Source organism: Sphingobium jiangsuense, assembly GCF_014196495.1.
GTDB lineage: Bacteria > Pseudomonadota > Alphaproteobacteria > Sphingomonadales > Sphingomonadaceae > Sphingobium > Sphingobium jiangsuense.
Genome location: NZ_JACIDT010000002.1, coordinates 321,001 through 343,490, shown reverse-complemented (window position 1 = coordinate 343,490; position 22,490 = coordinate 321,001). Strand labels below are relative to the sequence as shown.

Sequence of the window (22,490 nt, the reverse complement as noted above, 5' to 3'; positions counted from 1 at the left end):
GCCCCCTGCCTAAAGCGATTTGGCGCGGGAGGAAACATCCGACGGCGTTCAGTTGGCCAGGCTGTTGCCATAGCCTATCACCACCGTCGCCAGCACCAGCAGGGCGATGCCGCTCCACACCGTCGCGCGCACCGACCGTCCGGCATCCTTCCATTCGCGGAAGGCGAAGCCCCATAGCGTGCCGAAGATGATGATCGAGGCCATGTGCAGCGTCCAGCTCGAAAAGCCGAAGCGGCCCATCTGGCTTTCGCCCATGGTGTAGAAGAAGAACTGGAAATACCAGCTGATCCCCGCCAGCGCGCAGAGCAGATAGTTGACCAGCATCGGCGGACGTTCGCCGGTCTGCGGGTCCGCCCGGCCCAGCCATTGCGCGGCGGATTTGTTGCGCCGGATCAGCCACAGGCACCACACGCCGTTGGTGACGAGCCCGCCGAACATCACGAGGCAGAGCGTGGGCAGGCCCGTCCACAGCGGCCCGGTGCCCGCCGCCGCGCTCAGCGCCTTGATCGGCTCACCCGCGGCAAGGCCATAGGCGAAGCAGGAGGACATGATGCCGGAGAAGATCGCGACCACCAGCCCCTTGCGGAAATCGAATTCCGCCACGCTCTGCGCCTTCTGTTCGGGCGAGAGCATCGCGTCCTTGCGCGCGCCCGCGACCGCGACGGTAACGATGCCCGCCAGCGTGATCGCAAGGCCCAGCAGCACGATCCGCCCGGATGTGGCGGCGAGGATGTCGCTGGCGAAATGCCCCTGCACGATGGGCGGGATCAGCGTGCCGAACAGGGTGCTGAGCCCCAGCACCACCGCCATGCCGAGCGAGAGGCCGAGATAGCGCATGGTAAGGCCGTAGGTCAGCCCGCCAAAGCCCCAGAGGAAGCCGAACAGCATGCACAGGCCAACGGTGCCGACCGGCACCCGCGCCATCACGCCGGGCAGGTCCTCCGTCTGCACCCAGGCGAAGAACCACGGCGCCAGCAGCCAGGAGAAGATGCCGCCGGTCAGCCAGAAAATCTCCCAGTTCCAGCGCTTCACGCCGCGATAGGGAACGTAGAAGCTGGCCGAGGCGAGGCCGCCGAGCCAGTGATAGAAGACGCCGAGCAGGGGATTGGGGGTCATAGCGCAAGTCCCAGACGATAGAGGCGGTTGGCGTTGCCGGCGAACAGCGCGCGGCGGTCGGCTTCGGGGAAATCGGCGGTGATCGCGTGATAGGCTTCCATATAGCGGTCGATCGGGCCGAACAGCTTGTCGGTCGGCGCGTCGCTGGCGAACAGGCAGCGGTCGACGCCGAACAGGTCGATCGTCTCGCGCACCAGCGGCTCGATCGTCTCGCGCGTCCAGTCGCGGCGTATGAAGCCCATGCCCGACAGCTTGACCGCGACATGCGGGATCGCCGCCAGCGCCTTCATGCCCCGGCGCCAGTCGCCCAGCCCGTCGGCATCGCCCGGCACCGGCATGCCCATATGGTTGACGATGACCGGAATATCGGGGTGGGCGGCGATCAGCCCGGCCAACCCCGGCATCTGCGCGGGATAGCATTGCAGGTCGAAGGAGAGGCCGTGCTTCGCGAGCAGCCCATAGCCCTTGCGCCATTGCGGATCGACGGTCAGGTCGACCGGCCCATAGGTGCGGTTTGGGTCGCGATGCCAGTTGACGATATGGCGGATGCCCTTCACCCGGCTGTGCGCTGCCTGCCTGCCCAGCAGCGTATCGACATCGGGATCGTTGAGCGCGGCGAAGGCGACGAAGCCGGTGGGCAGCCCCTCCGCCTCGGCAAGGCCGTCGAGCCACACCGTTTCCTCCAGCGCGCTCGCCGCCGCCGCGCCCGCATCGACATGCACCGCGCCCACGACATTCCAGCGCGCAAGGTCCGCGCGATAGTCCGCCACGCCATAATCGCGGGCGATGGCCTCGACATTGCCGTTCGGCCCGGCGTCGGAAAAGGGCGGCGTCAGCCAGTCATAGCGCAGGCGTGCAAGATCCCACAGATGGATATGGGCATCGACAAAGGGGATCATGGTCCTCTCCGCAAGATGGGGCGCGGGCCGGCTCTGAGGGCCGGTCCCGCAAGCCCGTGACGATCAGAAGGTGGTGCGCCCGCCCGATGTGTCGAAGGTGGACGCGGTGGTGAAACTGCATTCCTCCGACGCCATGAAGCAGATCATCGCCGCCGATTCCTCGACCAGCCCCAGCCGCCCCATCGGGATTTTCGACCGCATATAATCGACCTGGCTCTGCGGCAGCTGGTTGAGGATCGGGCTTTCGAACGTCGCGGGGGTCAGCGCGTTGGCGATCACGCCCCTGCCCGCCAGTTCCTTGCCGAGGCTCTTGGTGAAGCCGATCACCCCGGCCTTGCTCGCCGAATAGGCGGACGCATTGGGGTTGCCCTCCTTGCCTGCGACCGACGCCACGTTGACGATACGGCCATAGCCGTTGGCCAGCAACAGCGGCACGATCGCGCGATTGCAGTAAAACAGGCCGTTGAGGTTGATGTCGATCACCCGCTGCCAGCTGTCGATCGGGAAATCCTGCACCGGCACGGTCGCGCCGGTGATGCCCGCCGAGCAGACAAGAATATCTATCTTTCCAAGCCTTGCATGCGTTTCCTGCGCGGCGGCCTCAACCGCTGCCGGGTCGGACACGTCGAGCGCGACGCTGTGCGCCGCGCCGGTTTCCCGCACCGCCTCGGCCAGCGCTTCGGCGTTGAGATCCCACAGCGCCACCGTGCCGCCCTCCGCGACGACGCGCCGCGCGACCTCCTTGCCCAGCCCGGACGCGCCGCCGGTGATGACCGCGCAGCGCCCGGCATAGCGACCCGCGAACAGGCTCATCCCAGCACCTCATCGCCGAGGTGCCGCCATTCCACCACCTGCTGCCGCTGGGTGCCGAGCTTTTCGATGCCCAGCTGCATCACGTCGCCGGCTTTCAGGAAGATCGGGTCGGGTTTCTTGCCCTCGCCCACGCCCGGCGGCGTGCCGGTGATCAACAGGTCGCCGGGGTAAAGCGTCACATAATCGCTGACATAGGAAATGAGCTGCGCGACGGTGAAGATCATCGTCCGGGTGTTGCCGGTCTGCATCCGCTCGCCGTTGAGGTCGAGATGCATGTCGAGATCCTGCGGGTCGCCCACCTCATCGGGCGTCACCAGCCAGGGGCCGACCGGGCAGAAGGTGTCATGCCCCTTGCCCTTGCTCCACTGGGTGCCGCGCTGCTTCTGGTTGAAGCGCTCCGACACGTCGTTGACCAGCACATAGCCCGCGACCTTCGACAGCGCCTCTTCCTCGGAGACGTTGCGGCAGGTCTTGCCGATGATCACGCCCAGCTCGACCTCCCAGTCGCCATGGGTGGAGCCCTTGGGCAGCATCACCTCGTCATCCGGGCCGGTCAGCGAGGACAGCGCCTTCATGAACATCACCGGCTCGGTCGGGATCGGCAGGTTGGATTCGATCGCATGATCCTCATAGTTGAGGCCGATGGCGACGATCTTGCCGATGCCCTTCAGCGGCACGCCACGGCGCGGCGCGCCCTCCACCACCGGCAGCGCGGCGGCGTCCGCGGCAAGGGCGGCGGGCAGCGTCTCGATGCTGAGGTCGGCGACGACGCCCGACAGGTCGCGGATAGTGCCGTCCGCATCGACAAGGCCGGGCCTTTCCTGCCCCCGCGGGCCAAAACGACATAATTTCATGGGGATGCTCTCTCTTCTTCAGATCAATGGGTATAAGGGCGATGCATCGCGATATCGCGGTTGAGTTCGACGCCGAAGCCGGGCGCATCGAGCGCGCTCGCCTTGATACGGCCCTTTTCCGGCACCGGCTCGCCGATCAGCTGCGGGTGGAACATCGGCACCACCTCGGTCGGGCCGGGGTGCATCATCAGGAATTCGGCGAAGGGCGAGTTGTGGCGGGTGATGACGAAATGATAGCTGTAGACTGACGAGCCATGCGGCACGACCATCTTGCCGTGCGCGTCGGCCAGCGCGCTGATCTTGAGGAGTTCCGTGACGCCGCCGCACCAGCCGACGTCGGGCTGAATGATGTCGCAGCACTCCATTTCCAGCAGCATGCGAAAGCCCCAGCGGGTCGCCTCATGCTCGCCGGTCGTCACCAGCATGCCCTTGGGCACGTTGCGCTTGAGCGCGGCATAGCCCCAATAATCGTCGGGGCTGATCGCCTCCTCGATCCATTTGAGGCCGAGGTCGTGCGCGGCGATGGCGAGGCGGGTCGCATAATCGACGTCGAGCGCCATCCAGCAATCCCACATCAGCCAGAAATCCGGCCCGACGCGTGACCGCATCTCGGCCAGTTCCTCGATATTCCTGCGAAAGCCCTCCGGCCCTTCCGCCGGGCCATGATGCAGCGGCAGCTTGCCGCCGATGAAGCCCAGTTCCTTCGCCACATCGGGCCGCGCGCCGGTCGCGTAGAAATGCAGTTCGTCGCGCACCGCGCCGCCGAGCAGATGATAGACCGGCTCCTGCCGCAGCTTGCCGAGCAGGTCCCACAGCGCGAGGTCGACGCCGGAAATGGCGTTCACGACGAGGCCCTTGCGGCCATAATATTGCGTCGAGAAATACATCTGGTCCCAGATTTTCTCATAATCGGTGGGGCTGCGCCCTTCGAGGAAGCGGGCCAGATGCTTTTCGACGATGAACGCGGCCGGTTCGCCGCCGGTCGTCACCGCAAAGCCGATGGTGCCGTCCTCCGCCTCAATCTCCACCACCAGCGTGCCGAGCACGTTGATGCCGAAGCTCTGGCGCGACCGGCGATATTCGGGATAGCGCGCCATTGGCGTCGCGATGTGATCGTCGATCCAGTGGCCCTCGCCCTGATCATGATAGTCGGCGCCGCCGCCGCGAAGCGTGAAGGCGCGGACATGCTTGATTTTCGGCAGAGTGACGATCGGCACGCAGAAACTCCCTCTTCTCGCCTCCGCCCAATATGTGGGACCAGGAAGCAAAAACTTTCACAATATGGTCTATTCGCGCATAATGTCGGACGGACAAAGGATCGGCAGCATCGCAAAGAATCACGGCTGGCCCTCTTCACCCTTGTTTTTCTCATTTTGTGGGATAGAGTATTAGTAGATGAGACATAATTCGTCAAACCCGGAATCGACCGACCGCGAGGAAAAGTCCAAGGTGCAGGGCAGCCAGACATTGCAGCGCGGGCTGGACATGCTCGATCAGGTCGTGGACGGGCCGGTCAAGCTGGCCGAACTGACCGGGCGCATGGGCCTCACCCGGTCGACCACCCACCGCCTCGCCAATGCATTGGTGGAGCGGGGTTTCCTCGTCTTCCTGCCGCGCGAGGGCTATCAGCTGGGGCCCAAGCTGCTGCAACTCGGCTTCCTCGCGCAGAGCCAGGCGGACGTGGTGCAGATCGCCCGCCCGTATCTGGAGGCGCTGGCCGCCGCGAGCGAGGATGTGGTGCATCTGGGGCGGCTCGATCATGATTCCGCGCTCTATCTCGACAAGATACCGGGCCGCCGCCGCGTCGAGATATCGAGCCGCATCGGCGACCGGCAGCCGCTGACCTCGACCGGCCTCGGCAAGGCGCTGCTGCTGGACGATGCGGAAAGCAACTGGCGGCGGCTGTTCGATATCGATCAGGCGGCGGGCACCCATCCCGTCGACTATGATGTCTGGCTGGCGCGGATGAAGGATTATGCCGCGCAGGGCCGCGCATTCGACCTTGAGGAAAACGAGGATCAGATACGCTGCGTCGCCGCGCCGGTGCGCGATGCCTCCGGCGCGATCGTCGCGGCGATCAGCCTGTCGAGCGCGGCGCAATATATGGACGATGCGCGCATGAACGCGCTCAGCGACGATGTGCGCGACACCGCGCGCAAGATCAGCGCCGACCTGGGCTGGACGCCCGGCGCCAGACCACCCCGCCGCCCCGCGCGGCGATAGCCTCCCCATCGAAAGGAACCCGCGTGAAGCTGCTTGAAGGCAAGACCGTCCTCATCACCGGCGCATCGACCGGCATCGGCCGCGCCGCCGCCATCGGCGCGGCCCGCCACGGCGCCGATGTCGCCCTCAACTACGCCCATAGCGACGGCCCGGCGCAAAGCTGTGTCGCGGAGATAGAGGCGCTGGGCCGGCGCGCGCTGGCGGTGAAGGGGGACGTCGCCGATCCGGAAACCGCGCGGGATTTCGTGGCGAAGGCGGTGGACGCGTTCGGCAAGGTCGATGTGATGGTCAGCAATGCAGGCATCTGCCCGTTCCACAGCTTCCTCGACATGCCGGCAGAGGTGGTCGAGCGCACCTTCCGCGTCAACCTGCACGGGGCCTATTATATGGTGCAGGCCGCCGCCCGGCAGATGGTGGAGCAGGGCCATGGCGGCGCGATCGTCGCGGTGTCGTCCATCTCCGCGCTGGTGGGCGGAGAGTTTCAGACCCATTACACGCCGACCAAGGCGGGCGTGCATTCGCTGATGCAGTCGACGGCGATAGCGCTAGGGAAATATGGCATTCGCTGCAACAGCGTGCTGCCCGGCACCATCCTGACCGAGATCAACAGGGACGATCTCGCCGACGTTGAAAAGCGTCGCTATATGGAGGCGCGCACGCCGCTGGGGCGCCTCGGCCAGCCGGAGGATCTGGCCGGGCCGATCGTCTTCCTCGCTTCCGACATGGCCGCCTATGTCACCGGCGCGGCGCTGCTGGTCGATGGCGGCATGTATGTGAACCTGCAATAGCGCCATGAACGAAAGCACCCCTTCCCGCCGCGTCGCGCTGTTCGTGACCTGCCTCGTCGACCTGATGCGCCCGCGCATCGGCTTCGCCGCGATCCGCGCGCTGGAGGCAGCCGGGTGCGAGGTGATCGTGCCGGAAGGACAGACCTGCTGCGGCCAGCCGGCGCTCAACAGCGGCGATCGCGACCATGCCGCCGCCCTCGCCCGGCGGACCATCGAAGCGCTGGAGGGCTATGACCATATCGTCATCCCTTCCGGCTCCTGCGCGGGGACGATCCGCTGCCATTATCCGGAGATATTGGCGGATGACGCGCATTGGTTGCCCCGCGCGCAAGCCGTCGCGGAGCGGACATGGGAGATCATGGCCTTTCTCGACGAGGTCTGCGGCTGGCGGCCCGAAGCGGCACGGTGCGAGGGCCACGCGACCTATCATGACAGCTGCTCCGGCCTGCGCGAACTGGGGGTGAAGGCGCAGCCGCGCCGCCTGCTCAAGGCCGTCGAGGGCCTCACCCTCACCCCGCTTGCGGGCGAGGAGACATGCTGCGGCTTCGGCGGCACCTTCTGCGTCAAATATCCCGCCATCTCCAACGCCATCGTGGCGGAGAAAGCCGCCGCCATCGAGGCGACCGGAGCCGGGCTGCTGCTGGCGGGCGACCTCGGTTGCCTGATGAACATGGCGGGCAAGCTCCACCGCGACGGATCGAAGGTGCGCGCCTTCCACGCGATAGAGCTGATCGCGGGCATGGGCGACGGCCCCGCCATCGGGGAGGATGCATGACCGGCTTCAAGACCCGCGCCGACGCCGCGCTGGCCGACCCCGTGCTCAAGCTGGCGGTCGAGCGCACCGCGGGCACGGCGGAGGCGAAGCGCGCGCTCGCCGTCGAGGCTTTCCCCGATTTCGAGCGCGCGCGCGACCGGGCGGCGGCGATCAAGGATCATGTGATCACCCATCTGGGCCATTATCTCGAACGGTTCGAAGCCAATGCGATCGCCGCCGGGGCGCAGGTGCATTGGGCGCGCACGGCGGACGAGGCGTGCAGGATCGTCATCGGCATCTGCAAGGCGGCCGGTGCAAGGACCGTCGCCCGTTCCAAATCGATGCTGGGCGAGGAGATCGGCCTGCCCCATGCGCTGGCCGAGGCCGGGATCGGCCGGATCGAAACCGACCTTGCCGAGCATATCATCCAGCTGGCCGACGAGCGCCCCTCGCACATCATCTGGCCCGCGATGCACAAGACGCGCGAGCAGGTCTCCGCGCTGTTCCGGGCGAAGCATCGCGCGCCGCATGAGGAAGAGAGCATCGCCGCCATGGCCGAAAGCGCCCGGCGCGAGCTGCGATCCCGCATGCTGGGCGCGGATGTCGGCATATCCGGCGCGAATTTCCTGATCGCCGACACCGGCGCCGTCTGCACCGTCACCAATGAAGGCAATGCCGAGCTCTCGCTGGTGCCGCCGCGCGTGCATGTCGTGACGGCGGGAATAGAGAAGATCGTGCCCTCCATGGGCCATGCGATCCCGCTGCTGCGCCTGCTGGCGCGCTCCGCCACCGGGGCGGCGCTGACCCAATATACGACCTTCTACACCGGCCCGAAGCGCCCCGGCGACCGCGACGGGCCGGAGGAGATGCATATCGTGCTGGTGGACAATGGCCGCACCGCGATGCGCGAGGAAGGGCTGGCGGAGATGCTGCGCTGCATCCGCTGCGGCGCGTGCATGAACCATTGCGTCGTCTTTCGCCAGATCGGCGGCCATGCCTATGGCGGCACCTATCCGGGGCCGATGGGTGCGGTACTGACACCGGCGCTCGACGGGCTGGAACGCAGCCGCGACCTGCCCCATGCCTGCACGCTCAACGGCAAATGCCAGGAGGTCTGCCCGGTGCGCATCCCGCTGCCCACGCTGCTGCGCGGCTGGCGGGAGAGAAGCTGGCGCGAGGGGCTGGAGCCCGTGTCGGCCCGCTGGGGCGTGGGGCTGTGGGCCTCTATCGCGCGGCGGCCGCGCCTCTATCGCGTAGTGGCGGCGCTGGCGGCGGGGTCGCTGCGCCTGCTCGGTAATCGGGGCTGGATCGCCCGCCTGCCGCTGGGCGGCGGCTGGACGCGCCATCGCGACATGCCCCGCCCGGAAGGCCGCACCTTCATGGCCCAATATCGCAAGGAGAAGCGCCGATGAGCGCGCGGGACGCGATTCTTGCCCGGCTGAAGGGCGCGTCCTCCCCCTCGCTGCGCGCGGAGGCGGACGCGCTGCTGGTCGCGCCGGAGCGCCCCGCCGTCGATGCCGCCGCGCTGGAGGCGGAGTTCCTCGCCCGGCTCGCATTGCCGAGCGTCAGCGCCACCCATGACGCGATCGAGGACCTGTCCGCCCTGCCCGATGCCGTCGCCCGCTATCTCGCCGCACAGGACGAGCCTCCCGCGCTCTGCCTGCCGCCCGACCCGCGCCTCGCGGCCTGCGACTGGAGCGGCTTCACGCTGCACGAGCGGCCCGCGTCCGACGGAGCCGCCGTCCTCGCCGTCGCCCGGCGCGGCATCGCCGAAACCGGATCGCTGATATTCGAGACGGGTCCGCAGGCCCCGATGCTGCCCAATTTCCTCGCGCTGCATCATATCGTGCTGCTGCCGGTCGAGGCGATCCACCCTTATCTGGAGGACGCGCCGCTCGCCGGGCCACAGCCGCGCGCGCATTACTGGATCACCGGCGTGTCGGGCACCACCGATATCGAGGGCACCTATGTGCGCGGCGCCCACGGCCCGCGCTTCCTGCATGTGATCCTGCTGCGGGGGTGCTGAGCGGTGGTCTTTAGGGTTTGCGTTCTCGGCCAATCCATCCATTCCTGTCGCGTCATGCCAGCGCAGGCTGGCATCTCAGGAGGCGATGCGCGACATTGCCCGTGACCCGGCCTGCGCTGGAGTGAACGGCAGAGGTGAAGGTCGCCTGACCATCACTGGCGCCTAGTGGGCCATCCCCGATGGCGTCCCTGTCCTCTGCGCATCCGACTGCACCGGGAAAGGCGGCATCGCCTTCGCATCTCCCTCGACGCGATCCGGCGGCATCAGGTCGGCGCACTGGTAGAACAGCGGATCATAATAGCCGGCGGGCGCGAAATACCGGCTCAGCCATTCGAACAGCCACCCGGAGGACAGCATATCTCTTCTCCTCTCCCCCGCTTTTGCGAAGTGTTATGGGGATGATCCTATCACCATCCCGCGCAAGATAAAGAAGAGAAATGCAGGCGATGGAGACGATCCGCGCCCGCCGTCCCGCACCCCTGCCCGACCGGAAGCACGCAACGCCCCCGCCCGCCTTCAGCAGGCCGAAAGGCCGCTTTCCAGCCCGGCGATCAGATCCCGCTCCGCCTCCAGCCCGACCGACAGGCGCAGCAGCCCGTCGCCGATCCCGGCGACCGCCCGCGCCTCTTCCCCCATGTCCGCATGGGTCATGGTCGCGGGATGCGCGACGAGGCTTTCGACCCCGCCCAGCGACTCGGCCAGCGTGAACACCCGCACCGCGGCGATGAAGCGCTTCGCGGCCTCGGCCCCTCCGACAAGGTCGAAGCTCAGCATCGCGCCGAAGCCGCGCTGCTGGCGGGCGGCGACCGCATGCCCCGCATGGGAAGGCAGGCCCGGATAATGGACGGCGGCGACCGCCGGATGCGCCTCCAGATGCCGCGCGATCGCCATCGCATTGGCCTGCTGCATCTCCATCCGCGCGAACAGCGTGCGCAAGCCGCGCAGCGTGAGCCACGCATCGAACGGCGCGCCGCCGCAGCCGACGACATTGGCCCACTGGCGCAGCTGCGCCGCCTGATCCGCATCGGCGGAGATCACCGCGCCGCCGATCACGTCGGAATGGCCGTTGATATATTTGGTGGTCGAATGGATCACATGATCGGCCCCCAGCGCCAGCGGCTGCTGCAAGGCGGGCGACAGGAAGGTGTTGTCCACCGCGACGGCAGCCCCGGCGGCCTTAGCCCGCGCGGCCAGCGCGGCGATATCGACGACCCGCATCAGTGGGTTGCTGGGCGTTTCGATCAGCACCAGCGCCGCTCCCTCGGCCAGCGCGGCGGCATAGGCGGCCTCATCCCCCTGATCGACGAGGCGCAGGCGGATATGCCCGCGCTCCGCCCGCGCCTTCAGCAGGCGCATCGTGCCGCCATAGCAGTCATGCGGTGCGACCACGAGGTCGGTGGGGCGCAGCCGCCCGACCAGCAGGTCGATCGCCGCCATGCCGCTGGAGGTGACGACCGCCCCCGCCCCGCCTTCCAGCTGCGCCAGCGCCTCGACCAGCAGGTCGCGGGTCGGGTTGGCGAGGCGGCCATAATCATAGGCGCGCGGCTGCTCATATCCCGCGAATTCATAGGTGCTCGACATGTAGAGCGGGGGCGCCACCGCGCCGAAGGCAGGATCGCTCGCGACCCCATGGGCGGCTGCGATGCTTTGGGGTTCCAGACCTGTCCTGTCCTGCTCGCTCACGCGGTCACACTCCTTTTGCTGTTCGCCTTTTGTCGTTCGTCTGTCCGTCGCCGCCTCCCCCCAAATCCGGCGCAGGCACCATAGCCCTGTTGCGCGCCTTGGGTAAGGGCCGTTTCCCGCCCTGCCCCAAATGCGCATCCCGGCCATGGGAAGCGCGCAGGGGCGCCCCCATGGCCGGGCGATTCATTCAGCGCGGCGCGGCGTCAGGCCGCCAGCAGCTCATCGGCCGGTCCGAAGAATTCATAATGGATCCGGTCGGACGGCACGCCCGCCAGCGACAGGCTGGAAACCGCGGCGCGCAGGAACGGGCGCGGGCCGCAGATATAATAATCCGCCTGCGCCACCGGCGTATTGTCGATCAGCCAGCCGTCGGTGATGATGCCCGCATGGTCGTAATCCTGCCCGGCCACCTCGTCGGCGAGCGGCGTCTGGTGGAAATCGACGACGGTGATCGCCTTGCCGCGCGCCGCCTGCGCCCGCACATGGTCGCGCATCGCGTGGGTATGGCGGTCGTGGGTGCCGTGGACATACCAGGTCGGCAGGTCCGGGTGCCGCGCGGCGATGGTTTCCAGCATCGCGACCATCGGGGTCAGGCCGACGCCGCCGGACAGCAGCACGACCGGGCGCTCCGGGTGCTCGTGCAGGAAGAATTCGCCGGCGGGCGGGGCGACCTTCAGCACCGTGCCGACACCGGCCTGCTCGTGCAGCCAGCCCGAAACCAGCCCCTGCGGCTCGCGCTTGACGGAGATGCGGTAGGTCTGGCCGTTGGCGGCGGCGGAGATCGAATAGTTGCGCTTGATCGGCGGGTGGCCGGATATTTCGAGCCAGAACGTCAGATACTGGCCCGGCTTGTGATCCATCACGCCCTGCCCGTCGACCGGACGCAGCACGAAGGACTTGATGACGCTGCTTTCCTCGACCACTTCCTCGATGCGGAAATCGCGCCAGCCGTTCCAGCCGCCGGTCGCGTCCTTCTGCTCGTCATAGATACGCTCTTCGCGGGCGATCAGGATGTTGGCGAGGAACCAGTAGGCCTCCCCCCAGGCACCCAGTATCTCGTCCGTCGCCGCGTCGCCCAGCACGGCCTTGATCGCGCCGAGCAGCGCGTCGGCGACATAGGGATAATGTTCGGGCAGGATCTGCAGGCCGACATGCTTCTGCGCGATCCGCTCCACCGCCGGGGCCAGCGCGCCCAGATTGTCGATATTGCTGGCATAGGCGAGGATCGCCGCCGTCAACGCGCGCGGCTGCGACCCCGCGTCGCCGTGGTGCGACTGGTTGAACAGGTCGCGGATCTCCGGGTTCTGGAACATGCGCGAATACATTTCCCGCACGATGTCCAGCCCGTGCGCTTCCAGCGCGGGCACCGTGGCTTTGACGAGCGTAATGGTCTGCTCGCTGAGTGTCTGTGACATCAACTTCTCCTGTAGGTGAACGAAATAGAAAGGAATCAGATGGTTGGAAGCCGTCCGGCGCTCAGCCGTCCGGGGGCTGGTTGTAGAAATCGACCTGCATCGTCATGGCGCCGACCGGGGTGACGAAATGGGGTTGCCGGGGCTGGATCACCATCGGGCATCCGGGGTCGAGGAGCGTTTCGGAAAACGGCTCCAGACAGGTATAGCGCAACCGCCCCTCCACCACCCGGATCACGCCCCAGACGCCGTCCTTGGTCGAATGGCGGTTGCGGAGCGCTTGCGGAAGGCTGTCCTGATCGAATATCGGGGTGGAGCGATAGGGAACCGGCCGGGTCATTGCCGCGCACTCTCCTTCGCGGAAACGACATGGGCCTTCGCGGAAACGACATGGGCCTTCGCGGATACGGCATGGGGGACGGGACAGCGCCCCGGCGCGGGGCCGAGGCGGAAGAACATCGCCAGTTGCAGGCTCTCGGCGATCCGCGCCGCCTTGGCCTGCAACGCCGCGGCGACATCAGGCGCCATCATCTCGTCGGTGGTGGCCTGCCACAGCGCCAGCCAGCGGTCGAACAGCTGCGGCGTGATGCGGTCGCGATGCTTGAGATGGGCGGGCACCGGCTGCCCCTTGTAGCGGCCGCTGGTCAGCATGACGGAGGACCAGAAGGCGGTCAGCTTGTCCAGATGCTCCGGCCAGTCGGCTATGGCGTCGTTGAAGATCGGCCCCAGTTCGGCGTCGGCGCGCACGCGGGCGTAGAAGGCATCGACCAGCCTTCCCAACCCCTCTTCCGTCATCCCCAAGCCGGCCATCGCCGCGACTCCAAATCATGTATTACGGATACATCTATACGCATGGACAAAAACATGCAATCATTATACATGATTTAAACGGGCATAGGTGAGACAGGAAACGGAATGCGCCTCACGCGCTATACTGATTATGCGATGCGTGTGCTGCTCTATCTGGGCGCGCGGCCGGGGCGGCTGTGCTCCATCGCCGAAATCGCCCGGTCCTACGACATATCGCAGAACCATCTGATGAAGGTCGTCAACGATCTGGTGAACGCGGGCTATCTGCACAGCGTGCGCGGCCGCAATGGCGGCATCGCCCTTTCCCGTCCGCCGCAGGACATCAATGTGGGGCAGGTCGTCCGCCATACCGAGGACGGATTCGACCTCGTCGATTGCGGGTCCTGCGTCATCGCCCCGGCCTGCGGCCTCACCGCCGCGCTGCACAAGGCGCTGGCGGCCTTTCTGGCGGTGCTGGACGACTACAGCCTCGCTGACCTGCTCGACAAGCGCGACATGATGGAAAGCCTGCTGGCCAGCTGGTCCGCCCCGCCGGGGCAGGCGGCCTAGGGTCGATCGATATTCAGCCCATGCGGGCCTGCAAATCGCGCTTTTCTGCGCTTCGGTGCTCACGGACCTTAAGTCCGCTGCGCTCCGATGCTCGAAAATCACGATTTTGACCTACGGTCGCCTTCGGTTTCGGCTCCACCTGAACTAAATATCGATCGACCCTAGTTTCTGCCAGCCCGCATATTCCTGGGCATCCAACCGGTTAAGGCCCACATTTGCACCGGATATAATCGCCCCGATTTTGCGGCTGGACGCGGCAGCGGCTCTATGACAGTTTGCCGCCCATGGCGCGTACCCCTTTTCTGCTGCTGGGCCTGATGACGATGACGGCATGCAGCGTCGGTCCCGATTATCGTCCCAAAAGCGCGGCGGAGCTGGGGGTGCCGGATACATGGTCCGTCACGGCGGAGACGGAGGCGGAGGACCTCAACCGCTGGTGGACCCGCTTCGACGATCCGCTGCTCAGCCAGCTGGTCGAGCAGGCCGCCAGGGCCAATCTGGATATCGCGCAGGCCATAGCCCGGCTGCGGCAGGCGCGCGAGGCGCTCGTCGCCAGCCGGGCGGACCTGTTCCCCTCGCTCAGCGGCTCTGCGGGCTATAACCGGACGGAGCCCGTACGGGGCGGCGGCGCCACCGTCACCCTGCCGGACGGCACCGTAACCACCACCGGCGGCCAGGGGCGGGACAGCTTCTCGGCGGGCCTCGACGCCAGCTATCAGCTCGACCTGTTCGGCGAGGTGCGCCGCTCGGTCGAGGCCAGCCGCGCGCAATATGAGGCGAGCGGCTTCGATTACGCCACCGTCCTGCTGTCGGTGCAGGGCGAGGTCGCGCGCAACTATGTGCTCGCCCGCGCCTATCAGGCCCAGCTCGACAATGCGCGGGCCAGCCTCGCCATTCAGGACGACAATCTGGAGATAGCGGGCTTTCGCGTGCAGGCGGGCCTCGTCTCCTCGGTCGATCAGGAACAGGCGCGCGCCAGCCGGGCGCAGAGCGCGGCGAACATTCCCCAGATCGAGCAGCAATATAACGCCGCCGTATCGCGCATCGCGGTGCTGACCGGGCAGGCGCCAGGCGCGCTGAAGCCGGCGCTGGCAGAGGCGCGTCCGATCCCCACCGGCCCGCAGGCCGTCGGCATCGGCATCCCCGCCGACCTGCTGCGCCGCCGCCCGGATATCCGCGCGGCCGAGCGCGCGCTGGCGGCGGCGACCGCGCAGATCGGCGTATCGAAGGCGCAGCTTTTCCCCCGCCTGACGATCAGCGGCAGCCTCGACGCCAATTCCTCCGATTTCAATTCGCTGTTCGACACCATCACCGGCGGCCTGTTCGCGGGCATCAGCCAGACGATCTTCAACGCCGGGCGCCTGAGCGCGCAGGTGCGGTCGAGCCGGGCGGCCGCCGACGGCGCGTTCGCCGCCTATCGGTCCGCTATCCTGACCGCTCTGGAGGACACCGAGAACGCCAGCGTCGCGTTGCGCGCCGCGACGCAGCGGGAGGCGCTGTTCGCCATCGCCTATGACGCCGCGCTCAATTCCGCGTTGCTCGCCCGCAGCCAGTATCGCTCCGGCCTTACCGATTTCACCACGCTCAACACGCAGGAAGCGGCGCTCGTCTCCGCGCGCAACGGCCTTGTCCAGGCGCGCGCGGACAAGGCGGCGGCGCTGATCGCCCTTTATGCCGCATTGGGCGGCGGCTGGGATGCCTCCGTCACCCCCACCGCGCCGCCCAGAGACGATTGACACAGGAACAGGCCGACCATGGCAGATCAGGACATCGAAGAATTTCTGGGCGTGAAGCCTCAGCCCGCATGGCGTCGCTACCTCAAATGGGGAATAGCGGCGCTCGTCCTCATCCTGCTGCTGGTCCTGCTGATGCGCTATTTCGGTGGGTCGGGAACGCCCAATTACGCGACCGCGAAGGTGGAGCGCGGGCAGCTCGTCACCACGGTTTCGGCCACCGGCAAGCTGGCGCCGACCAGCCAGGTCACGGTCGGCTCGCAGCTTTCCGGCCTCGTGACGCGAGTGCTGGTCGATGTGAATGATCGCGTCGTCGCGGGGCAGGCCCTTGCCGAAATCGACCCGGAACAGATCGAGGACCAGATCCGCCAGAGCCGCGCGCAGCTCGCCGCCAATCAGGCGCAGGTGGAGCAGGCCCGCGCCACGCTGGCCGAGGCGCAGGCCCAGCTCGCCCGGCTGGAGGAGGTGCGCAAGCTGTCGGGCGGACGCGTGCCGTCCGACACCGAATTGCAGGCCGGGCGCGCCGATGTGCAGCGCGCCAATGCCGCGCTGAAGGTGGCGCAGGCCAATGTGCTCGCCAGTCAGGCGTCCCTCTCGCAGAACCAGACGCAGCGGTCGCGCGCGATCATCCGCTCGCCCGTATCCGGCGTCGTTCTGGCGCGGCAGGTCGACCCCGGCCAGACCGTCGCGGCCTCGTTCAACACCCCCACCCTCTTCGTCATCGCCGAGGATCTCAGCAAGATGAAGCTGGAGGTCGCGATCGACGAGGCCGATGTCGGCGCGGTGAAGGAAGGGCAGAATGCGACCTTCACCGTCGACGCCTTTCCCGGCCGCACCTTCCCGGCGACCATCACCCGCGTCGAGATAGGGTCGAACCTGTCGGCGCAGGCGGCGTCCTCCTCTTCCTCCTCGACCAGCGGCACCTCGTCCAGCACCGGGCAGGTCGTGTCCTACGCCGCCGACCTTTCGGTCGCCAATCCTGAGCTGCAATTGCGGCCGGGGATGACCGCCACGGCGGACATCGTGACGTCCGACAAGAAGGCGACGCTCCTCATCCCCAACGCCGCCCTGCGCTTCACCCCGCAGGAAGGGGACGCCGCCGCGCCGCAGAGTTCGGGCGGCATCACCGACGCGATCAGCTTCCGCCCGCCGCGCCGGGGCAACCGGGGCACGCGCAGCGCGACGATCGGCCGGGGCGCGACCCAGACGGTGTGGATCAAGGGGGCGGACGGCAAGCCGCAGGCGCTGGAAATCGTCACCGGCGATACCAACGGATCGCAGACCGAGGTGCTGTCGGACAATCTCAAGCCCGGCATGGAGGTCATCACCGGCCAGCTCGAAGGGTCGGAAACGCCCGCGAGCCAGGGGAACCGGCGCGGTGGCTGATCCGGCGCTCATCAGCCTGCGCGGGATCACCAAGGTCTATGGCGAGGACCCGACCGCCTTTCAGGCGCTCAAGGGCATCGACCTCGATATCGAGAAGGGCGATTTCGTCGCGGTGATGGGACCATCCGGGTCGGGCAAGTCGACGATGATGAACATCCTCGGCTGTCTCGACGTGCCGTCGGCGGGCGCGTTCCTGTTTCGCGGCGTCCATGTCGAAAATCTGGACCGCGACCAGCGCGCGCTGCTGCGGCGGAAATATTTCGGCTTCGTCTTTCAGGGGTTCAACCTGCTCGCCCGCACCTCGGCGCTGGAAAATGTGGAGCTGCCGCTGCTCTATCGCGGCGATGCGAAGGCGGCGCGGCGGGACGCGGCGATGGCCGCGCTGGGCAAGGTCGGGCTGGCGGACTGGCACCACCACACGCCCGGCGAGCTTTCCGGCGGCCAGCAGCAGCGCGTCGCGATCGCCCGCGCGATCGTCACCAATCCGGAGGTGCTGCTGGCCGACGAGCCCACGGGCAATCTCGACACCGAGCGGTCGATCGAGATCATGGAGCTGCTCGCCGACCTCAACCGCACGTCCGGCGTGACCATCTTGATGGTGACGCACGAGCCGGAAATGGCCCGGTTCGCGCGCACCATCGTCCATTTCCGCGACGGCCTGATCGATCGGGTGGAAACGGGCGGCGCGGCGGTGGCGGCAGGCTGATGTTCGGCACCATCCTCCTCCTCGCGCTGCGGTCGATCCGGCGGCATGTGCTGCGCTCCTTCCTCACCATATTGGGCATCGTCATCGGCGTCGGCGCGGTCGTCACCATGGTGACGCTGGGCAAGGCGACCACGGCGGCGGTGCAGCAGCAGATCGCCGCGCTGGGCACCAACATCCTCCAGATCCGGCCCGGTCAGGGCTTCGGCCGCGGCGGCGGCGGGCCGCGCCCCAAGGATTTCGACCCGGCCGACATCACCGCGATAGAACAGCAGATCGCGGGCGTGCTGGCCGTCGCCCCGCAGGCCCAGTCCACCGCGACGGCGATCTATGAGGGCGCGAACTGGTCCACCACGATCAACGGCACGACCTCCGCCTATTTTCAGGTGCAGCCCTGGCCGCTCGCCTCCGGGCGGCTGTTCACCCCGGCGGAGGAAGAGGCGGGCAAGTCCGTCTGCATCATCGGATCGACGGTGGAGAGGAACCTCTTCCGCAGCGCCCCCGCGCTCGGCAGGCGCTTCCGCATCGGCGAGGTCAGCTGCGACGTGATCGGCACCCTCACCTCGCGCGGGCAGGCCGGTTTCGGCGGCGATCAGGACGATGTCGTCATCATGCCGATCAAGGCGGTGCAGCGGCGCTTCACCGGATCGACCGACATCCGCATGATCCTGGTCGGCGTGGACGAAGCCTATTCGACCGAGCAGGTGCAAAGCGCGCTCACCAATTTGCTGCGCGAAAGGCGGCGGATCGGCGGCAGCAAGGAAGATGATTTCAACATCTTCGACACCAAGCAGATTTCCGAGACGCTGACCGGCACCACCACGTTGCTGACGCGGATCGTCGCGGCGGTGGCGGCGATCAGCCTCGTCGTGGGCGGCATCGGCATCATGAACATCATGCTGGTGTCGGTGACGGAGCGCACGCGGGAAATCGGCATCCGCCTCGCCATCGGCGCGGTCGCGCGCGAGGTGCTGATGCAGTTTCTGGTCGAATCGGTGGTGTTGTCCTGCCTCGGCGGCATCATCGGCCTGCTGCTGGCGCAGGTCGCGATCGCCATCGCCACGCCGCTGATGCAGGTGCCGTGGACCTTCGACCTCCAGATCAACCTCGTCGCCTTCCTGATATCCGGCCTGATCGGCATCGTGTTCGGCTATTTCCCGGCGCGCCGGGCGGCCAGCCTCAACCCGATCGACGCGCTGCGCCACGAATAGCGGGCGCCACGAATAGCGGGCGCCACGAATAGCGGGCGCCACGAACAGCAGCCGGCGACGCGGCTCAGGCGCAGGTGGCCGGCGTCACGCCGTTTGCCGAATGGATGCCGCTCAGGTCGCGCTCGTCGCGCACGCGGAACGCCGCGAACTCTGTCACATCCTGCAAGGACAGCGGCAACAGGCCGATGATCGGGCGGTAGCGATAGGATATCTCGACGAACATCACCGCGCTGCCCGCGTCCGCCGTGACCCGCCAGCTGGGCGGCCCCATGCCGGTGATGGTCGTGCCGTTATTGCCATCGCCTTCCCGGCCGAACACCGGATCATGCGCCTTTGTGCCGAAGCAGCGTTGCCAGTGGATCCACTGGTGCCCGTCGCTCTTGCGTTCCAGGCTCGACAGGATGATGCGGCTGCTCTGCGGCAGGTCGATCTGGTTCCCCGCCTGCAACACCGCGCCTTCGAACAGGTCCTGAATCTCCGCCTCGGTGATCGGCTTGTTGCTGAGCACGGACTGGTCGCCCATGCGCGAGGCGTTATCCGCCAGCAGCGCGGCGATCTCGCTGATCTTCTTCCGGGTGAGGACATAATTGGTATATTCGATGCCCAGCGTCATCAGCAGAAGCAGCAAAGGCAGCGAAAGCGCGAACTCCACCGCCGCCACCCCCGCCCGGTCGCGGCACAGCGCGCGAAGGGAGCGCCGCCTGATCATGGACAGGTCCTCAGGACGGAGGCCGGCTGGTCGGCGAAGGGCTGGTTGCGCAGCGTCGTTCTGGACTGCACCTCCATCGTTGCGGGCCAACCCAGCAGCGGCGCCATCGGGAACAGGCGCGGCACGCTGACATGCGCGGTATAGACCACCACGTCGCGCGCATTGCCCTGGCTGTTGCGCGCACCATCCTCATCCTGCACGTGGTTGCCGTTCCAGTCGTCATAGGTTTCGCCATTGTCGCACACGCCATTGTCATTGGCGTCGATATAAGGCTCCTCCGCGGCCTGCACCTGATCGTAGGAACGGAACGCCCGCCGGGTGAAGTGCACCGTGCCGCCGGTCCCCACATTCAGCACCTGGCTGCGGACCCGCTGGTCGATCACCGCCTGTTTCGTCGCTATCGCGGCGCTTTCCAGCGTGGAGGACCGCCCGGCGCGCTGCATCTCGCCGTCCAGAACCGACTGGATATATAGGCGGTGGCCGATGTCGAACACACCCATCAACAGCAGCAGCAGCACCGGCGCGACGGCCGCGAACTCGATGAGCGCCGCCCCGCGTTCGTCGGCGCGCAGGCGCCCGTGGAAAGCCCGCGCCACCATCAGTCGGTGATCCGCAGCTGCGCGATCTTGCTGGCGATCTGCGCGAAGGTGGCGTTGAGCTCCGCCGCGTTGGTCGCTTCATAGGCGCGGCCGGGCGTGGCGCAATCGCTCAGCATTTCGGTCAGTTCGGTGCCGAAGGCGATGACCCACAGGGTGATGCCCTTGCTCTTCGCCGCCGTGCAGATCGCCTCGGTCCGGGCCGCCACCGTCGCATCCTGCTGGTCCTTGGTCTGCAAGCCCGCCGAACGCCGCCGGTCCAGCGCGGGCCAGCCATAGGCGTCATAATGGTTGACCTCGGTGTCGGTCTGCCCGTCGGTCATGAAGATCATATGGCGCGAGATGCTCCCGCCATTGCTGGCGACCGCGTTCTCGCTCGCGAAGATGCCGGTCGGCGAAAGCAGCCGCGCGCCCCAGATCAGGCCGATGTCGTGATAGGTCTGGCCCGACGGAGTCAGCTTGCCCAGATAGGTGTTCAGCGCGCTCCGCGTCGTGATGGTGCCCAGCTTGGAGGCGGTCCAGGGGCAGACGCCGTAGGTACCGGACATATAATCGCCGACATTCTGATAGTTGGATGTCGTGCGGACCTCCGGCAGCGAGTAGGCGGTCATCGAGGTACGCGCATACACCAGCTTCGGCATGGCCGGGCGCCACTGGGTGCGGGGATCGCTCGGGTTCGGCACCAGATCGATATCCATGTCGAGCGCGCCGGTATAATCCGTGCCCGTCACCGTGTCCCGCTCCTCGATGCAGCCCGTCCAGGCCACCGTCCGCGAGGCGTGATTGTTGTTGAGGGTGGCCGTGATGCTGCCGCCTTTCATGAGGCCGTTGGCAAGATCGCCCTTCAGCGGCCGGACATCGAACGTAACCGGCTTGTACTTCCACCAATAGTTGGTGGTGTCGCCGGTGGTGGTCGTCACCGGTTCCGGGATGGTAACGACCGTCCACGTATCGATGTACATATTGTATCGGGTTTCGGTCAGCACGCATTTGCCGCCGGATATGGAAACGGAATAGGTGCTGCCGTTGCGCGTGCGCTTCTTGTCCTGCTCCGTCTGCTCGCCGGTCACGCCCTGCGAATTGGTGTAGGGCGTTTTACGGACCGAGCCGACATTGACGGTGGTGTTGATCGTCATCGCATTGGCCGGCGCAACGCAATCCTCCAGCGGCAAATTGCTCTTGATCGTCTCGATCGTGCCGGATTGCCAGACCACGGCCGTGTTGTATGTCTGCGTCGGGCTGGTGGTGCTCTTGCCCGGCGTGATGGTGGTGCCGTCGGGTTCGCGGGACTGGTAGGTCCAATAATCGACCATCCAGTCCCGCTTCAGCAGCAGGCCGACATTCACGCTTTCCGAATAGGGCACGAAGCCATAGCGCACGACGGCACCGGACGTTCGCGCATTTTCCAGCGTATCGAAGAAGGAGAGCACCGCCGCGCGCATGGCGACGATGCGGCTGTCCGCGTCGCCGGGATTGGGGTCGGCCATGGAGCCGGTGGTGTCCAGCACGAACATCACGTCCGTATTGGGCAGTTGCAGCTCCGCCTTGCAGGTGACGTTCAGCGGCATCTGGGTAAAGCCGAAGACGCGCATCAGCGTCATCGGGATCGATCCGCTGGCGGTGGCGACGACGCTGCCGTCGCTCTGCCCGTTCAGTGCGACATCGATATTCTGCGTGCCATATTTGCCGGAAGGGAAATTGGTATGGAAGAATTCCAGCCCCTTCTGCTGGTTCTCCGTCTTCCACTGGATGCCGCTCATGGAACCGCGCGCGGCGAGCACGGCGGCGTCGCAGGCCTGCTGCATGCGGGACTTGGCGATATAGACGCGCCCGATATCCAGCCCGCCGCCCAGAATACCGATGATCGGCAGCATGGCGGCGGCGGCCATCACCATGGTATTGCCCGCCTGATCCCGCGCCAGCCGCCTGAGGCTGATATTTCCTCTCTCTTTCGAGAACATACGAACCACCCCCCGTCTTCGGGTTTTCACCCAAATTCAAGGATCTGTTAGAATAGTCTGGTTAATTTGAAGTAAACCTCAATGATGCGCATCCGCGCGGCAAAAAACCGGCCGCCGTAATTCATTCGGCTCAGGCCAATCGCGGCACCGGAAAAGGCGCATCGGCGCGGCGGGATCTATCCCTTTCGCGGTCCGTCTCCCGCTACCGGGATGATGAGGATGAAGTCCCTTCCGCTCAGGCGCAGGCAGGATCGAGCTTGCCCC

General features: G+C 66.7%; 23 protein-coding genes. 10 read left to right on the top strand and 13 right to left on the bottom strand.

What is annotated here, in order from left to right:
- Positions 1 to 48: 48 nt before the first annotated feature.
- The 5 genes from rhaT to rhmD form a co-directional block, all read right to left on the bottom strand.
- A complete protein-coding gene (rhaT, locus tag GGR43_RS04145) occupies positions 49 to 1,116 on the bottom strand; it encodes an L-rhamnose/proton symporter RhaT (protein WP_188070674.1) in 1,068 nt (355 codons plus the stop codon).
- A complete protein-coding gene (locus GGR43_RS04140) occupies positions 1,113 to 2,015 on the bottom strand; it encodes an amidohydrolase family protein (RefSeq protein WP_188070673.1) in 903 nt (300 codons plus the stop codon). Before GGR43_RS04140 ends, rhaT begins: the two co-directional genes overlap by 4 nt.
- 63 nt (positions 2,016 to 2,078) lie before the next feature.
- Positions 2,079 to 2,828, bottom strand: coding sequence for an SDR family NAD(P)-dependent oxidoreductase (locus tag GGR43_RS04135; RefSeq protein WP_188070672.1), 750 nt, complete (start codon positions 2,826 to 2,828; stop codon positions 2,079 to 2,081).
- Entirely contained in the window at positions 2,825 to 3,682 is an 858-nt protein-coding gene (locus GGR43_RS04130) for a 2,4-didehydro-3-deoxy-L-rhamnonate hydrolase (protein WP_188070671.1), read from the bottom strand. The genes GGR43_RS04135 and GGR43_RS04130 overlap by 4 nt, the downstream gene beginning before the upstream one ends.
- A gap of 23 nt (positions 3,683 to 3,705) precedes the next feature.
- Positions 3,706 to 4,899 carry an L-rhamnonate dehydratase gene (rhmD, locus tag GGR43_RS04125; RefSeq protein WP_188070670.1) on the bottom strand — a complete coding sequence of 398 codons (1,194 nt, stop codon included), beginning with the start codon at positions 4,897 to 4,899 and terminating at the stop codon, positions 3,706 to 3,708.
- Positions 4,900 to 5,077: 178 nt separating this feature from the next.
- Here rhmD and GGR43_RS04120 point away from each other — a divergent pair, with 178 nt between their 5' ends.
- From GGR43_RS04120 to GGR43_RS04100, 5 genes are read left to right on the top strand one after another with little or no spacing between them, the layout of a single operon-like run.
- Complete coding sequence (locus GGR43_RS04120) at positions 5,078 to 5,905, top strand: IclR family transcriptional regulator (protein ID WP_188070669.1); 828 nt, start codon at positions 5,078 to 5,080, stop codon at positions 5,903 to 5,905.
- A gap of 23 nt (positions 5,906 to 5,928) precedes the next feature.
- A complete protein-coding gene (gene lra1, locus GGR43_RS04115; protein ID WP_188070668.1) occupies positions 5,929 to 6,693 on the top strand; it encodes an L-rhamnose 1-dehydrogenase Lra1 in 765 nt (254 codons plus the stop codon).
- 4 nt (positions 6,694 to 6,697) lie between these two features.
- The gene (locus tag GGR43_RS04110) at positions 6,698 to 7,468 is read left to right on the top strand and encodes a (Fe-S)-binding protein (protein WP_188070667.1); all 771 of its coding nucleotides are present in this window, start codon (positions 6,698 to 6,700) and stop codon (positions 7,466 to 7,468) included.
- Positions 7,465 to 8,859 carry a lactate utilization protein B gene (locus tag GGR43_RS04105; protein ID WP_188070666.1) on the top strand — a complete coding sequence of 465 codons (1,395 nt, stop codon included), beginning with the start codon at positions 7,465 to 7,467 and terminating at the stop codon, positions 8,857 to 8,859. Before GGR43_RS04110 ends, GGR43_RS04105 begins: the two co-directional genes overlap by 4 nt.
- Positions 8,856 to 9,473 (top strand): LutC/YkgG family protein, encoded by a 618-nt coding sequence (locus GGR43_RS04100; protein ID WP_188070665.1) that lies wholly within the window; start codon positions 8,856 to 8,858, stop codon positions 9,471 to 9,473. Before GGR43_RS04105 ends, GGR43_RS04100 begins: the two co-directional genes overlap by 4 nt.
- A 162-nt stretch (positions 9,474 to 9,635) precedes the next feature.
- Here GGR43_RS04100 and GGR43_RS04095 read toward each other — a convergent pair whose 3' ends face one another.
- The 5 genes from GGR43_RS04095 to GGR43_RS04075 form a co-directional block, all read right to left on the bottom strand.
- The gene (locus tag GGR43_RS04095) at positions 9,636 to 9,830 is read right to left on the bottom strand and encodes a hypothetical protein (protein ID WP_188070664.1); all 195 of its coding nucleotides are present in this window, start codon (positions 9,828 to 9,830) and stop codon (positions 9,636 to 9,638) included.
- A gap of 159 nt (positions 9,831 to 9,989) precedes the next feature.
- The gene (gene metB, locus GGR43_RS04090; RefSeq protein WP_284276866.1) at positions 9,990 to 11,156 is read right to left on the bottom strand and encodes a cystathionine gamma-synthase; all 1,167 of its coding nucleotides are present in this window, start codon (positions 11,154 to 11,156) and stop codon (positions 9,990 to 9,992) included.
- Positions 11,157 to 11,359: 203 nt separating this feature from the next.
- Positions 11,360 to 12,571: an NO-inducible flavohemoprotein gene (hmpA, locus tag GGR43_RS04085; protein ID WP_188070663.1), complete on the bottom strand. Its 1,212-nt coding sequence runs from the start codon at positions 12,569 to 12,571 to the stop codon at positions 11,360 to 11,362.
- A 61-nt stretch (positions 12,572 to 12,632) separates the two neighbouring features.
- The gene (locus tag GGR43_RS04080) at positions 12,633 to 12,908 is read right to left on the bottom strand and encodes a TehB family protein (RefSeq protein WP_188070662.1); all 276 of its coding nucleotides are present in this window, start codon (positions 12,906 to 12,908) and stop codon (positions 12,633 to 12,635) included.
- Positions 12,905 to 13,378 carry a group III truncated hemoglobin gene (locus GGR43_RS04075; protein WP_246343315.1) on the bottom strand — a complete coding sequence of 158 codons (474 nt, stop codon included), beginning with the start codon at positions 13,376 to 13,378 and terminating at the stop codon, positions 12,905 to 12,907. The genes GGR43_RS04080 and GGR43_RS04075 overlap by 4 nt, the downstream gene beginning before the upstream one ends.
- A gap of 105 nt (positions 13,379 to 13,483) precedes the next feature.
- Between GGR43_RS04075 and GGR43_RS04070 the strand changes: the two genes are divergently transcribed.
- From GGR43_RS04070 to GGR43_RS04050, 5 genes are all read left to right on the top strand, one after another.
- Positions 13,484 to 13,927 carry an Rrf2 family transcriptional regulator gene (locus GGR43_RS04070; protein ID WP_188070661.1) on the top strand — a complete coding sequence of 148 codons (444 nt, stop codon included), beginning with the start codon at positions 13,484 to 13,486 and terminating at the stop codon, positions 13,925 to 13,927.
- Between the two features lie 284 nt (positions 13,928 to 14,211).
- Entirely contained in the window at positions 14,212 to 15,663 is a 1,452-nt protein-coding gene (locus GGR43_RS04065) for an efflux transporter outer membrane subunit (protein WP_188070660.1), read from the top strand.
- An 18-nt stretch (positions 15,664 to 15,681) separates the two neighbouring features.
- Entirely contained in the window at positions 15,682 to 17,046 is a 1,365-nt protein-coding gene (locus GGR43_RS04060; protein ID WP_188070659.1) for an efflux RND transporter periplasmic adaptor subunit, read from the top strand.
- Positions 17,039 to 17,752, top strand: coding sequence for an ABC transporter ATP-binding protein (locus GGR43_RS04055; RefSeq protein ID WP_188070658.1), 714 nt, complete (start codon positions 17,039 to 17,041; stop codon positions 17,750 to 17,752). Before GGR43_RS04060 ends, GGR43_RS04055 begins: the two co-directional genes overlap by 8 nt.
- Positions 17,752 to 18,960 carry an ABC transporter permease gene (locus GGR43_RS04050; RefSeq protein WP_188070657.1) on the top strand — a complete coding sequence of 403 codons (1,209 nt, stop codon included), beginning with the start codon at positions 17,752 to 17,754 and terminating at the stop codon, positions 18,958 to 18,960. The genes GGR43_RS04055 and GGR43_RS04050 overlap by 1 nt, the downstream gene beginning before the upstream one ends.
- Positions 18,961 to 19,024: 64 nt before the next feature.
- Here GGR43_RS04050 and GGR43_RS04045 read toward each other — a convergent pair whose 3' ends face one another.
- From GGR43_RS04045 to GGR43_RS04035, 3 genes are read right to left on the bottom strand one after another with little or no spacing between them, the layout of a single operon-like run.
- On the bottom strand, positions 19,025 to 19,669 hold the full coding sequence (locus GGR43_RS04045) for a TadE/TadG family type IV pilus assembly protein (protein ID WP_188070656.1): 645 nt from the start codon (positions 19,667 to 19,669) through the stop codon (positions 19,025 to 19,027).
- A complete protein-coding gene (locus GGR43_RS04040; RefSeq protein ID WP_188070655.1) occupies positions 19,666 to 20,268 on the bottom strand; it encodes a TadE/TadG family type IV pilus assembly protein in 603 nt (200 codons plus the stop codon). The genes GGR43_RS04045 and GGR43_RS04040 overlap by 4 nt, the downstream gene beginning before the upstream one ends.
- Positions 20,268 to 22,226: a pilus assembly protein TadG-related protein gene (locus GGR43_RS04035; protein WP_188070654.1), complete on the bottom strand. Its 1,959-nt coding sequence runs from the start codon at positions 22,224 to 22,226 to the stop codon at positions 20,268 to 20,270. Before GGR43_RS04035 ends, GGR43_RS04040 begins: the two co-directional genes overlap by 1 nt.
- Positions 22,227 to 22,490 lie beyond the last annotated feature (264 nt).

Excerpts from the sequence above, each read along its gene's own strand:
- GGR43_RS04060 (WP_188070659.1), top strand. The coding sequence starts at position 15,682 with ATGGCAGATCAGGACATCGAAGAATTTCTGGGCGTGAAGCCTCAGCCC.
- GGR43_RS04140 (WP_188070673.1), bottom strand. The coding sequence starts at position 2,015 with ATGATCCCCTTTGTCGATGCCCATATCCATCTGTGGGATCTTGCACGC.
- rhaT (WP_188070674.1), bottom strand. The coding sequence starts at position 1,116 with ATGACCCCCAATCCCCTGCTCGGCGTCTTCTATCACTGGCTCGGCGGC.
- GGR43_RS04135 (WP_188070672.1), bottom strand. The coding sequence starts at position 2,828 with ATGAGCCTGTTCGCGGGTCGCTATGCCGGGCGCTGCGCGGTCATCACC.
- GGR43_RS04035 (WP_188070654.1), bottom strand. The coding sequence starts at position 22,226 with ATGTTCTCGAAAGAGAGAGGAAATATCAGCCTCAGGCGGCTGGCGCGG.
- GGR43_RS04120 (WP_188070669.1), top strand. The coding sequence starts at position 5,078 with ATGAGACATAATTCGTCAAACCCGGAATCGACCGACCGCGAGGAAAAG.
- GGR43_RS04070 (WP_188070661.1), top strand. The coding sequence starts at position 13,484 with ATGCGCCTCACGCGCTATACTGATTATGCGATGCGTGTGCTGCTCTAT.
- GGR43_RS04050 (WP_188070657.1), top strand. The coding sequence starts at position 17,752 with ATGTTCGGCACCATCCTCCTCCTCGCGCTGCGGTCGATCCGGCGGCAT.
- GGR43_RS04045 (WP_188070656.1), bottom strand. The coding sequence starts at position 19,669 with ATGATCAGGCGGCGCTCCCTTCGCGCGCTGTGCCGCGACCGGGCGGGG.
- GGR43_RS04095 (WP_188070664.1), bottom strand. The coding sequence starts at position 9,830 with ATGCTGTCCTCCGGGTGGCTGTTCGAATGGCTGAGCCGGTATTTCGCG.
- hmpA (WP_188070663.1), bottom strand. The coding sequence starts at position 12,571 with ATGTCACAGACACTCAGCGAGCAGACCATTACGCTCGTCAAAGCCACG.
- GGR43_RS04040 (WP_188070655.1), bottom strand. The coding sequence starts at position 20,268 with ATGGTGGCGCGGGCTTTCCACGGGCGCCTGCGCGCCGACGAACGCGGG.
- GGR43_RS04065 (WP_188070660.1), top strand. The coding sequence starts at position 14,212 with ATGGCGCGTACCCCTTTTCTGCTGCTGGGCCTGATGACGATGACGGCA.
- GGR43_RS04100 (WP_188070665.1), top strand. The coding sequence starts at position 8,856 with ATGAGCGCGCGGGACGCGATTCTTGCCCGGCTGAAGGGCGCGTCCTCC.
- GGR43_RS04080 (WP_188070662.1), bottom strand. The coding sequence starts at position 12,908 with ATGACCCGGCCGGTTCCCTATCGCTCCACCCCGATATTCGATCAGGAC.
- GGR43_RS04110 (WP_188070667.1), top strand. The coding sequence starts at position 6,698 with ATGAACGAAAGCACCCCTTCCCGCCGCGTCGCGCTGTTCGTGACCTGC.
- GGR43_RS04130 (WP_188070671.1), bottom strand. The coding sequence starts at position 3,682 with ATGAAATTATGTCGTTTTGGCCCGCGGGGGCAGGAAAGGCCCGGCCTT.
- GGR43_RS04075 (WP_246343315.1), bottom strand. The coding sequence starts at position 13,378 with ATGGCCGGCTTGGGGATGACGGAAGAGGGGTTGGGAAGGCTGGTCGAT.
- GGR43_RS04105 (WP_188070666.1), top strand. The coding sequence starts at position 7,465 with ATGACCGGCTTCAAGACCCGCGCCGACGCCGCGCTGGCCGACCCCGTG.